Raw genomic sequence first — 11,877 nt, forward strand, 5'->3', positions numbered from 1 at the left:
TGCGGTGTTCGTGCTCTCGAACGCCGCCACGCCGCTCTACGTCGTGTGGCAGCGGGAGATGGGATTCTCCTCGGGCACGAGTGGCTTTCGTCGTGGTGTCGCGGCTGGATCTGCCGAGCGGGGTGGGCGGGCGCGGTCCGTGGATCCGAGTGCCCGCGGTCCCGGCGCGGGGCAGGACGGCGGTGCTGCTCGGGATTGTCGCCTTCGCCCCCGGCATCACGGCCACGTCCTTCGTCCTGTCGCTGGGCCCGTCGGTTCTCGGGATGCTCGGATCGGCGAATCGGGTCGTGGCGGGTGCGCTGGCCTTCGTGATGTTCCTGGCCGCGACGGGGATCCAGTTCGCGGTGCGGCGCAGGAGTATTCGCGTGATCCTGCTCGGCAGCTCGGTGGCGACGGTGGGGAGTGCGGTCGCGCTGATCGGCGCGGTCGCGACGGCGGCGGTGCCGGTGTTCGGTGTCGCCGCGGTGCTGGCCGGGATGGGGCAGGGGCTCGGGCAACTCGGCGGTTTGACCGCGATCGGATCGGCGGTGCCGCCGGATCGGCTGGCCGAGGCCAACGCCGCGCAGAACGTGGGCGGTTATCTCCCCGCCGCGGTGTTGCCGCTGGCGACCGGTTTTCTCGGCGATGCGGCGGGGTTGGCCACGGCCACCACGGTATTCGCGATCGTTGTCGCGGCCGCCGCCGCAGCGGGCGCCACCTTCGCGCTGCGCCGAGGTGCGGAAGTGGATCGTGGGACCACACAGCGGTGAGCGCCACCCGCGTAGTGTCCATTTTGTACAGACTGCCCGGTTGTCGATTTCGTCACCGGCCGTGAATCTCGTTGCTATCGTCCGCTCATGAACGCAGCGCCACCGGTTGTCACTGCGGCTGAGCTGGGGGTGGACGACGAGGAGCGGCCCGCGCGGGTGCTCTCCGGATTCCCCGGTCGGCTGGTCGGCGGCGTCGCGCTCGGGCTCGCGCTGCTGTCGGTGTGGCAGGTGTTTCGGCCGCTGGCGCAGGGCAGCCAGTACTACCTGGTCATCTTTCTGGCTGTCGCGCTGCCGCTGGTGTATCTGAGCTATCGGTCGTGGTGGGGTCCGCTCGATCGGGCCGACGGGCCCTCCGTGCTCGACTGGGTACTGGCGGCGATCACCCTGGTGGTGTGTCTGTATCCGGTGCTGCCGATTCGAATCGGTGACGCGGGTGGGGGATACGACGCGTTTCTCGATCGGCAAGGGATGCTCGCGCCGCTCGATGTCGTGATGGGCGGGTTGCTGCTGGTGCTCGTGCTCGAGGCGTGCAGACGCACCACCGGGGTGATCCTGCCGGTGGTGTGTCTGGTGTTCCTCGGGTACGGGTACTACGGCGGTCTGCTGCCGCAGGACTGGTCGATCGCGCACGCGGGCCTCGACGTCGATCAGATCGTCGACGCGCTGTACAACTCCGGCAGCGGCTTCTACGGCACGCCCCTCGACGTCGCCGCCAGTTACATCGTGTTGTTCACGCTCTACGGAGCGGTACTCGAATTCTCCGGCGCGGCACGGTTCTTCGTCGATCTGTCGGTGTCACTGTTCCGGCGCTCGCACAGCGCGGCAGGGCGCACGGCAGTGGCGTCGGGATTCCTGCTCGGGACCGTCTCGGGCTCGGGAACCGCGACCGCGGTGAGCACCGGCGCGGTGACCTGGCCGATTCTGCGTAAGGCCGGTTACCGGCCCGAACAGGCGGGCGGGATGCTCGCGGCGGCGGGCGTCGGTGCGATTCTGTCGCCGCCCACGCTGGGAGTGGCGGCATTCATCGTCGCCGAATATCTCGACGTGTCGTATGTGACGGTGCTGGGGTGGGCCCTGATCCCGACGCTGCTGTACTACCTGGGCATCCTGCTGTCGGTCGAGATCGACGCCCGCCGGATCCACGCGGACGGGCGCGCGCCCGTGGACCTGGCCGACGGTCCGCTGCCGACGCCGTGGTGGAAGCTGCTGGGGCGCTTCGGGTATCACTTCTCGTCGCTGATCGTGATCGTCGTGCTCTTGCTGGCCGACGTGAGCGCGACCCGCGCGGTGGTGTACGCGACGGCGCTCGCGCTGCTGCTCGCGATCCCGGACCGGATGCTGCGCAGTGCCGCGGTGACCGATGCGGCCTCGGCCACCGATCTCACGAAAACGCCCGCTGAACAGAGCACGACGGAATCAGTTGAGGGCGGCTCGGTGCGAGCGGAGGGGCACCGCTGGTCACGCAAGAGCGTGGGGCAGTTCGTGATCGAAGCCTTGCGCTCGCTGTCGTACGGGATGCGCTCGGCGCTGCCGGTGGTCGCGGTGTGTGCGGCGGCGGGCGTGATCACCGCGATGACCACCAAGACCGGCCTCGGTGCGCAACTGGCCGCGCTGCTGGTCAAGGCCGGATCGGCGCTGTCGGACGATCCCGCCGTCGTGCTGGCGACCACCGCGGTGCTGGCGGCGATCGCGTTGTCGCTGCTGGGTCTGGCGGTCCCGGTGACGGCGTCGTTCGTCATCGGCTGGGTGATCATCGGGCCCGCGCTGCTCGACCTGCACGTCGCCGCACCCGCCGCCGCCATGTTCGTCTTCTACTTCTCGGTGCTCTCGGAGGTAACGCCGCCGACCGCGCTGGCCGCCGTCGGCGCGGCCGCGGTGACCGGGGCGAAGGCGATGCCGACGATGTGGCACGCCCTGCGGTACGCGCTGCCCGCGTTCCTGGTGCCGCTGATGTTCGTGCTCACCGACTCCGGGGAGCATCTGCTCGGCCGCGGTGCGGTGCTCGACGTGCTGTGGGTCAGCGCGGCGGCCTGCGTCGGTGTCGCGGCGCTGGCGGCGGCGACCGGCGGGTGGCTGTTCGGAATCGGCGCGATCGGCCCGATCCCGCGCGTCATCGCCGCCGGCGCGGGACTGATTCTGCTGTACCCGAATCCGGTCGCCACCGGGCTCGGACTCGGGGTGCTGGTCGTCGCCGTGCTGGCGGGCCTTCTCGACCGGGCGAACAGAACATCCACGGACACACCGTGATCCGCGGGAATCGGCAGGCGGCCTGGCCGTCGACGGAAGGGGACCTGATGGTCAGAACAATTGTCGCGGTGGTCGCGGCCGCCGCATTACTCACCGGCTGCGGTGGCCGGCAGGACACCCCGACCGCCGACGCGGGCGGCGAGGTGACCTGTGCAGTGAAGCAGGACACCAGGATCGGCATCGCCACCGGAAACGCGACCGGGGTGTACTTCGCGCTCGGCAACGCCTACGCCGAGCAGATCTCCGCCGCCACCGGCGGGACCGTGAAGGCCACCGCGGCCGAGACCGGCGCCTCCGTACAGAACATCCAGCAGGTGGTCGGCGGCACCTATCAGGTCGGCTTCTCGCTCGCCGACTCCGCGGCCGACGCGGTCGCGGGCACGGGCAGCTTCACCAGCGCGCAGCCGATCCGCGCGCTGGCCCGGCTCTACGACAACTACACCCAGGTCATCGTGCGCACCGACGCCGGCATCAACTCCCTCGCCGACCTGCGCGGCAAACGGGTCTCCACCGGCTCACCCAAATCGGGAACCGAGGTGATCGCCCAGCGCGTGCTGCAAGCCGCGGGGCTCAACCCCGACAGCGACGTCGCCGCCCAGCGCCTCGACCTGACCAAGACCGTCGACGGTCTCAAGGACGGCTCCATCGACGCGATGTTCTGGTCCGGTGGCCTGCCGACGCCGGGCATCACCGACCTGTTCACCACCGCCGAGGACAAGGTCCGCTTCCTCGACATCACCGGTGTGCTGCCGAAACTGAAGCAGATCAACCCGGTCTACGAGACGGGCTCGATCCCGGCCGCCACCTATGGGCTGCCCGCCGACGCGCCGACCATCGTGGTGCCCAACCTGCTCGTGGTGCGCGACGATCTCGACGCGAACCTGGCCTGCGTGCTGACCAAAACGCTGCTGGATCGCAAACCTCAACTGGAACAGGCGAATCCGGCCGCCAAGGGAATCAACGCCGACACCGCGAGCAAGACGGCGCCGGTGTTGTTGCATCGCGGGTCGGAGGCCGCGCTGCGCTGACGTCACCACGAACGGATCCACGCCGACACGTGGGTTCCGGCGGTCCCCGCAACCCCTGCACTGTGGGGGCCGCGGGGACCGTGCCGTGTCGGCGTGGGAACGCGCGACGATGTGCTGGACCCCCGTCCACCGGTGGCGGACAATCGCGACATGAAGCGGGTCGGGGTCGTCGTGGCGGTGTGCGCGCTGCTGGTCGCGATATCGGCCGCGGCCGGACCCGCCCCGCACGGGCAACCGCCGTGCGCACCGGGTGTCGACCTGCGACAGGTCGCGATCACCGTGGACGGCGAGCGTGCGACCGGGCGCGTATACGAGCCGTTTCGCTGTGTTCCCGGCGATATCGCGGCCACGAAGCTGGTGGTCGCGGTGCACGGGCACGGTGGGTCGTCGGCCGATTTCGCCCCGTATATGTCCGCGCTCGCGCGCACGGGCGGGTCGCCGATTCTGCTCATGGATCTGCGCAGCGCCGACGGACCGTGGCGCACCGGCGACTGGAACCTGTGGACGGGCTGGCACGACCTGGTGGCAGCCACGCAGTGGTATCGCGGCGAGCATCCCGCTATCGCGTCCACCGTGCTGTGGGGGTGGAGTCAGGGCGGCATCACCAGCGGGCTCGCGGTGGCACACGGGCCGCCCGGGCTGTTCGACTACTGGGTCGACAACTACGGCCCCTCCGACGATTTCACGATGTGGGCGGCCGGTGGCTCGGTGGATCCCGCACTGCCCCGCCAGATCGAACGTGACGCGGGCGGCTGCGCGCCGATGATCTGCCCGCTCGCCTACATCGAGCGTTCGCCCGCGCTGCTCGCCGACCGGCTGACCATGCGCCGGGCCTTCCTGATCCACGGCACCGCCGACGCCATCGTGCCCTTCGCGACCAGTGTGGAACTGCGCGCGGCGCTGACCGCGGCAGGGCAAGCGTTCTCCTTCTACACCGTGGTCAGCGGGCGTGACCTGACCGGCGCCATCGTCGCGGGTGATCACTCGGTCGGACCCGCGCTGTTCGAGGGCGGATGTGTGGTGTTGCGCCTGCTCGCGGGAACCGAGCCGCTCGCGCCGCAGGTCATCGACTATGTCGTCGATGTCGAGCACGGTTCGGTCACCGCGCCCGCGGCCCCCGCGGGCGCGAAGTGCGCGGCCTGAGACACGCGGGAACAAGGTTCGGCGAACCGCGGTTGTGCGAGAAGACACCGACCGGAGCGAGGATGCGATGACCGACGTAGTGCCCGACGATCACGGCTGGCAGGGTGCCGAGCTCGATCTGGACGCCTATCTGTCCAGGATCGGCTACGACGGGCCGCGCACGGCATCGGTCGACACCTTGCGCGCCTTGGTGCGCGCCCACACGACCACCATCCCGTTCGAGAATCTGGAGATCATCCTCGGCCGCGGCATCCCGCTGGATCTGAACTCCTTGCAGGACAAGCTGATCCGTCGCAGCCGCGGCGGCTACTGCTACGAGAATGTGGGGATCTTCGCCGCCGCGCTCGAACGGTTCGGGTTCGGTGTCGCGGGACTCAGCGGCCGGGTCACCTACGGTGTGGCCGACACCGGCGCCCTGCGGCCGGCGACCCACGCCCTGCTGCGCGTGACCACGCCCGACGACGATCGCGTCTGGATCTGCGATGTCGGTTTCGGTTTCGGCCCCTTGGCGCCGTTCGAACTGGTCGACAGCAACGGCGAATTCGCGCTCGGCGACTGGCGCTACCGGCTGGAACGCCGGGCCGGTGACCTGTGGGTGCTGTTCCAGTTCAGCCGCGACGGCTGGATCGACCGCTACACCTTCACCGAGAACCCGCAGTTCCGTATCGACTACGCGGTCGGCAACCACTTCGTGTCGACCTCGCCACGTTCGCCGTTCACCACGCGACCCTTCCTCCAGCGATTCCTGCCCGGCGTCCACCACGTGCTCGATGACCTGACGCTGAGCTCGGAATACCCCGACGGTACTGCCACTTCGCGTGATCTCGATCCCACCGAGCTGCCCAAGGTGCTGGCGGAAGTCTTCGACATCGACCTCGGCGAAGACGACGCCGCCACTGTGACGACCACGCCCTGGCGAACCGGATAGCACCCTCCCCACACGGCACGGCGGTTTGCTTCCTGGGTGGCGCTACGGCAAATTGATGGTTACTTGCCGGGAAACAATTCCTTTGTGGGGGCCGATTCTGTGGGGTCGTTGGTGCCGAATGTTCGGACCGCATCGCCGGGTGCGGCGGTCCGTGGCACCGTCGAACGCCGCCGGGATCTGGACGGTCTGCGCGGGATAGCGATCGCGCTCGTGGTGGCGTTCCATGTGTGGGCCGGCCGCGTATCCGGCGGTGTCGATGTCTTTCTGGTGCTGTCGGGGTTCTTCTTCACCGGGGCCGTGGTGCGCGGGGTGGAGCGGCGCGGCGGGGTGTCCGCGGCAGAGACCGCGCGACGGACCGCGCGCAGGTTGATGCCGTCGTTGGTGGTGGTGTTAGCGGCGATTCTGCTCGCGACGGTGGTGTTGCGCCCGTACACCCAGCTGGGCGAAGCCGCCGCGCAGACGTTGGCGTCGATGTTCTACGGCCAGAACTGGTATCTGGCCACCGCCGAGCTCGACTATCTCTCGCCCGATCCGTCGGTGAGCCCGCTCCAGCACCTGTGGTCGATGTCGGTACAGGGGCAGTTCTACCTGGCGATCTTCGTACTGCTGGCGGGGTGGGCCTGGTTGCGCAGGCGCGGTTCGGCCGGGCGGCTCACCTTGCTGATCGTGCTGGCCGGGCTGGCGTCACTGTCGTTCTGGTACGCGGCGTCGGGCACCGCACAGCACCAGGCCTGGACCTATTACGACAGCGTCGCGCGCGGCTGGGAGCTGCTGGCCGGGGCGATGCTGGCCGTCGCGGCGCCCTGGCTGCGGATACCGAACCGGCTGCGGGGGCTCGCGGCCGCGCTCGGTCTGGCCATGGTGCTGTCGTGTGGGCCGCTGTTCGACGGCGCGAATCAGTTCCCCGGCGTCGCGGCGCTGTGGCCGGTGGCGGCCGCCTGCCTGGTGATCGCCTCCGGGTTCGGCGTGGCCGCGCGGTCGTGGCCGAACCGCCTGCTGGGCGGACGGTTCTGCACCGAACTCGGCGCGCTGGCCTACCCGCTGTACCTGTGGCACTGGCCGATCCTGATCTTTTACCTCGGCGAGACCGGGCGGGCGAATGCCGGAGTCGTCGACGGTGTGGTGGTGATCGGCGCCTCGCTCGTCCTGGCCTACGCGACCACGCGTCTGATCGAGTCGCCCTTGCGCATGCCACCGCGCGGCCAGGAGGTCGAGAACCGCAGGCTGACCGGGGCACTGGTCACCGCCACCGCGGTCGCGGTGTTGATCGCCTCGCTGGGGTGGCAGGTGGTGCTGGTGGCCAACCCGGCCGTGCCGCCGCAGGCGCTGGACACCCACCGCTATCCGGGTGCCGCCGCGTTGCTCTCCGGTGCCGAATACTCACCGGAACCCATGCGGCCCACCGTCTTCGAAGGACAGGCCGACACTCCACCGCCGACCACCGACGGCTGCATCACCCCCAACCGGGAAGTTCGCGTCTGTACCTACGGCGACCCCACCGCCGCGCGCTCGATCGCGCTGGTCGGTGGGTCGCACTCCGAGCACTGGCTGCCCGCGCTGGAACCACTCGCCCTCGAGCACGGGTTCCGGGTGGTCTCCTACCTCAAGGAAGGCTGTCCGGTCGTCCTCGCCGATCAGCCGTCCTACGCCGAGTGGCCCTTCCCCGAGTGTCACGAATGGTCGGTCGAGGTGCTCGACCGGCTGGCCGCCGACCCCCCGAACTGGGTGCTGACCCTGTCCACCCGCTACCGCCAGAACGGCACGGGCGACGAGGTGCCCAACGAATACCTCGAAGTATGGACGGCGTTGCAGGACCGTGGCCTCAACGTGCTCGCCCTGCGTGACACGCCTCGATTACGCCGCGACGGCGTCCTCTACCGCGCCACCGACTGCCTCGCCCACCGCGGCGACCCCGACAGCTGCGGGCTCGATCGCGCCGATGTGCTCGACCCGCGCGATCCCGCCCAGGAGCCGGCGGCCGGCTACCCGAACGTCCATCCGCTCGACCTGTCCGACGCTGTCTGCCGACCGCAGCGTTGCCGGGTGGTCGAGGGCAATGTACTCATCTATCGCGACGAGCACCACCTGACCGCCAGCTACGCCCGCTCGCTCGCCCCCGAACTCGGCCGCCAGATCGGGGCGATCACCGGCTGGTGGTAGCGGACGGGCTCGTCACAGCAGAAACGACAACCCCACCGGTACCACGGATCGAGCTAGTCTCGGACTCGTGCGCACACCACGGAAGGCATCGGTCCTGCTCGTCGCGCTCGCTGCGCTGCCCCTCGCGTGCTCCTCCGGACCCGACCAGCCCCAGACCGTCGCCGAGTCCTTCGCCGCCGCGCTCACCAGCGCAGACGCATCCGCCGCCGCCGCACTCACCGACGCACCGGAGCAGGCCCTGCCGGTCCTCACCGCGCTGTTCGAGAACCTCGGCAAGAACGACACGGTCCGGGTGTCGTCCACCGACGACAAGTCCTTCACGCTGGAATCCACCTGGAAATTCGGCCCCGACGGCCGCAACGCGTGGACCTACTCGAGCGCCGGAACCACCACCGGCGACGACGAGTGGAAGATCGCCTGGCAGCCGACCACCGTCGCGCCCGGCCTCGACCTCGGCGCGCTCAGCTACAGCCCGGTCGCGGCGAAACCGGCGCGGGTACTCGACGCCTCCGGCGGCGACCTGATGACCCAGCAGGTGGTGACGCTGGTGAACGTCGCGCCCGACGCCGACCTGCCCGCCGCCGCCGCGCTGCTCGCGCCGCAGGGCGTCACCGAGACCACGCTGCGGACGGATCTCGCCGCGGCACAGGGTAAACCGATCACCGCCGTGGCACTGCGTGACGCCGACATCGCGCCGGTGCAGCAGGCGCTGACGGGCGTGCGCGGGGTGACGCTCGCGCCACAGACCCGGTTGCTCACCGTCGACAAGACTCTCGCCGGACCCACCATCGGGGGATTGGCCGAGATCTGGCAGGAACAGGCCGACACCGCCGCGGGCTGGGCGATCCGCGCGCAGACCGCCGAGGGCACCCAGCGCATCGCCGGACCCGACGCGAAGCCCACCGCCGACATCGCCAGCACCCTCGACATCGATCTACAGCACGCGGCCGAGGACGCACTGACCCCGATCGCCACTCCGGCCGCCATCGTCGCGCTGCGCCCCTCGACCGGGGAGGTGCTGGCCGTCGCCCAGAACGCGCCCGCCGACGCCCAGGGCCCGATCGCGCTCACCGGGCTCTACCCGCCGGGCTCCACGTTCAAGACCGTCACGGTCTCGGCGGCACTGCAAGCAGGCGGGGTCACGCCCGACACCGTGCTGCCGTGTCCCGGCCGCGCCACCATCGAGGGCCGCACGATTCCCAACGACAACGGCTTCGACCTGGGTATGGTGCCTCTGCACACCGCGTTCGCACGCTCGTGCAACACCACGATGGCCGAGCTGGGAGTGAAATTGCCTGCCGACGGACTCACCGCGGCGGCTCAGCAGCTGGGTCTCGGGGTGGACTATGTGACACCCGGCTTGACGACTGTCACAGGGAAAGTTCCACCCGCCGAAAGTCCGGCGCAACGGGTCGAATCGAGCATCGGACAGGGCACGGTGACGGCGTCGCCGTTCGGAATGGCGCTCGTCGCGGCCGCCCTCGCGCACGGTTCCGCGCCGGCTCCGAGCATCATCCGCGGCCGTCCCGGCACACCCGACCGGCCTTCGGCGCCGGTGCCCGCGACGGTGACGTCGCAGCTAGAGACCATGATGGGGGAGACGGTGAGTGCGGGTACGGCCACCGCCCTGCGTGACATCCCCGGCCTGCTCGGCAAGACCGGTACCGCCGAGTACCTCGACGACACCCACGCCCACGGCTGGTTCGTCGGCATCGACGGTGACCGGGCGTTCGCGGTGTTCGTCGCGGACGCCGGAAGCTCCGGACCGGCGGTCGAGGCAGCGGGACGGATGCTACGTGTGACACCATGAGTCGTCTTTCCCCCCGCAGGCGAGCAATCCCCCCGCTGCCGCACGCGGTCATCACCCAGCCAGCTACACTCGGCGGCGGACCATACCCATGGTCAATACGCGGGATGTCACAATTTCGAGAAGGTTCGGAGTAGGCGCCATCGATACCGGTCAGAAGATCGCGGAGCATTACCGCCTGGTCGAGCGTATTGGTAGCGGCGGCACAGGCGTTGTATGGCGTGCTGTCGACGAACGCCTCCAACGCTCCGTGGCAGTGAAGCAGATCCACATCAAACCCAGCTTGCCCGAGGGCGAGCGGGATGTGTTGCGCCAGCGCGCGATTCGGGAAGCCCGCAACGCGGCACGCTTCCAGCACCCCAATGCCATCGTCGTATTCGACATCACCGAGCACAACGGTGATCCGTGCCTGGTGATGGAGTACCTCAAGTCGGTCAGCCTCGCGGGTGAGCTGGGCCAGAAGGGCCCGCTGCCGCTGCTCGAGGTCGCCCGCATCGGGGAGAAGGTCGCCTCCTCCCTGATCGCCGCCCACCAGGCCGGCCTGGTGCACCGCGACGTGAAACCGGGCAATATCCTGCTCGGCGACCACGGTGAGGTGAAGATCACCGACTTCGGCATCTCCCGCGCGGCCGGCGACGTGACGCTCACCGAGACCGGGCTGATCTGCGGCACCGCCGCCTATCTGGCACCCGAGGTCGCGCGCGGCTCCGATCCGACCCCTGCCGCCGACGTATTCGCCCTGGGCGCAACGCTCTTCCACGCGCTGGAAGGCGAACCCCCCTACGGTGCCAACGCCAACCCGCTCGCGGTGCTCTACGCCGCCGCCAACGGACAGGTACGCGAGCCCCACAACGCGGGCCCGGCCACCGACTTCCTGCTCGATCTGCTCAGCCCGGACCCCCTCGACCGTCCGACGATGACCGAGGCCCGCGACGCGCTGGCCGCGTTCGCCGAGGACGAGAACGCGGTGCCCGCCGGATTCGTCCCCGCCAGTGAGGCTTTCAACCGCCGTAACTCCGCGGCCACCACCCAGGTGATCCGGCAGTCCGGTCGCCGGGCCTCCCATGCGGGCGCGTCCACCGCCACGACCCGTCAGATTCGCTCGAACCCGCGTCCGCAGGTCCGTCAGGACACCGCGGCGCACCCGCACACCCAGGCTCAGCCGATGCCCGCCCCGCGCAAGCAGGCGGGCAAGGGCCGTGCGGTACTGATCGGGTCCGCGGTGGGTGCGGTGGTCGCGGCCGTCGCCGTGGCGTTCAGTGCCTTCAACAGCTCCGACTCGGATTCGCCGCAGGTGCAGGCCGGTCCGCAGACTTCGGCGCAGTCGTCGGCGGCACCGAAGCCCAGCGCGGCGGTTCCGCCGCTCGGGCAGGCCAGCAATGTCGGCACCGTCGATATCGGATCGGCGGGTCTGCTGGTCGAGAACTTCTTCAGTGATCCGGCCGGTTCGTGGTCGCTGCTCACCCCTGCCGCACAGCAGGTCTACGGCAGCGAGTCCGCGTTCCGCGAGTACTGGAACGCCCGCACCGTCGACACCTTCGCCAGCATCACCGCGGTCAGCGGCAACAACGCCGACGGCTCCACGAATATGCGCCTGGCCAGCATCACCATCAACGGCTCGACCAAGGCCATGGTCATGCGCGTGGTGAGCTCCGGCGGCAGTCTGCGCATCGACGGGGATACCCGCTAGCTGGTGTTCGCGACGGATCCGCCGGTCGGGTCCGTCGCCTCGGTGGGATGTGGGTGGAAAAGCGATGGCGGCCGACCATTAGGCTGGTAGCTGACCTGAGCCCCAGCACAGAACAGGACCGTACC

8 protein-coding genes are annotated in these 11,877 nt (G+C 69.7%); all 8 read left to right on the forward strand.

The annotated features are described in order from the left end of the window. The first annotated feature begins 80 nt into the window (after positions 1 to 80). The 8 genes from ACWDXS_RS33515 (at position 81) to ACWDXS_RS33550 (ending at position 11,752) form a co-directional block, all read left to right on the forward strand. Positions 81 to 749 (forward strand): hypothetical protein, encoded by a 669-nt coding sequence (locus tag ACWDXS_RS33515; RefSeq protein ID WP_449972023.1) that lies wholly within the window; start codon positions 81 to 83, stop codon positions 747 to 749. Positions 750 to 836: 87 nt separating this feature from the next. Next, positions 837 to 2,996 (forward strand): TRAP transporter permease, encoded by a 2,160-nt coding sequence (locus tag ACWDXS_RS33520; protein WP_449972026.1) that lies wholly within the window; start codon positions 837 to 839, stop codon positions 2,994 to 2,996. Positions 2,997 to 3,043: 47 nt separating this feature from the next. Then, the gene (locus ACWDXS_RS33525) at positions 3,044 to 4,024 is read left to right on the forward strand and encodes a TAXI family TRAP transporter solute-binding subunit (protein ID WP_449972029.1); all 981 of its coding nucleotides are present in this window, start codon (positions 3,044 to 3,046) and stop codon (positions 4,022 to 4,024) included. 150 nt (positions 4,025 to 4,174) lie between these two features. Beyond that, positions 4,175 to 5,167, forward strand: a complete 993-nt coding sequence (locus tag ACWDXS_RS33530) for an alpha/beta hydrolase family protein (protein ID WP_449972032.1) — start codon at positions 4,175 to 4,177, stop codon at positions 5,165 to 5,167. Positions 5,168 to 5,234: 67 nt separating this feature from the next. Continuing rightward, on the forward strand, positions 5,235 to 6,095 hold the full coding sequence (locus ACWDXS_RS33535) for an arylamine N-acetyltransferase family protein (protein WP_378995740.1): 861 nt from the start codon (positions 5,235 to 5,237) through the stop codon (positions 6,093 to 6,095). A gap of 111 nt (positions 6,096 to 6,206) precedes the next feature. Continuing rightward, positions 6,207 to 8,255, forward strand: coding sequence for an acyltransferase family protein (locus ACWDXS_RS33540; RefSeq protein ID WP_449972036.1), 2,049 nt, complete (start codon positions 6,207 to 6,209; stop codon positions 8,253 to 8,255). Between the two features lie 67 nt (positions 8,256 to 8,322). Next, positions 8,323 to 10,065 (forward strand): penicillin-binding transpeptidase domain-containing protein, encoded by a 1,743-nt coding sequence (locus ACWDXS_RS33545; protein WP_449972039.1) that lies wholly within the window; start codon positions 8,323 to 8,325, stop codon positions 10,063 to 10,065. Positions 10,066 to 10,153: 88 nt separating this feature from the next. Next, the gene (locus ACWDXS_RS33550; RefSeq protein ID WP_379314386.1) at positions 10,154 to 11,752 is read left to right on the forward strand and encodes a serine/threonine-protein kinase; all 1,599 of its coding nucleotides are present in this window, start codon (positions 10,154 to 10,156) and stop codon (positions 11,750 to 11,752) included. Positions 11,753 to 11,877: the final 125 nt, after the last annotated feature.

It is taken from the genome of Nocardia sp. NPDC003183, from assembly GCF_053590715.1.

Coding starts and splice junctions, on each gene's coding strand:
- ACWDXS_RS33550 (WP_379314386.1), top strand. CDS start 10,154: ATGGTCAATACGCGGGATGTCACAATTTCGAGAAGGTTCGGAGTAGGC.
- ACWDXS_RS33520 (WP_449972026.1), top strand. CDS start 837: ATGAACGCAGCGCCACCGGTTGTCACTGCGGCTGAGCTGGGGGTGGAC.
- ACWDXS_RS33535 (WP_378995740.1), top strand. CDS start 5,235: ATGACCGACGTAGTGCCCGACGATCACGGCTGGCAGGGTGCCGAGCTC.
- ACWDXS_RS33525 (WP_449972029.1), top strand. CDS start 3,044: ATGGTCAGAACAATTGTCGCGGTGGTCGCGGCCGCCGCATTACTCACC.
- ACWDXS_RS33530 (WP_449972032.1), top strand. CDS start 4,175: ATGAAGCGGGTCGGGGTCGTCGTGGCGGTGTGCGCGCTGCTGGTCGCG.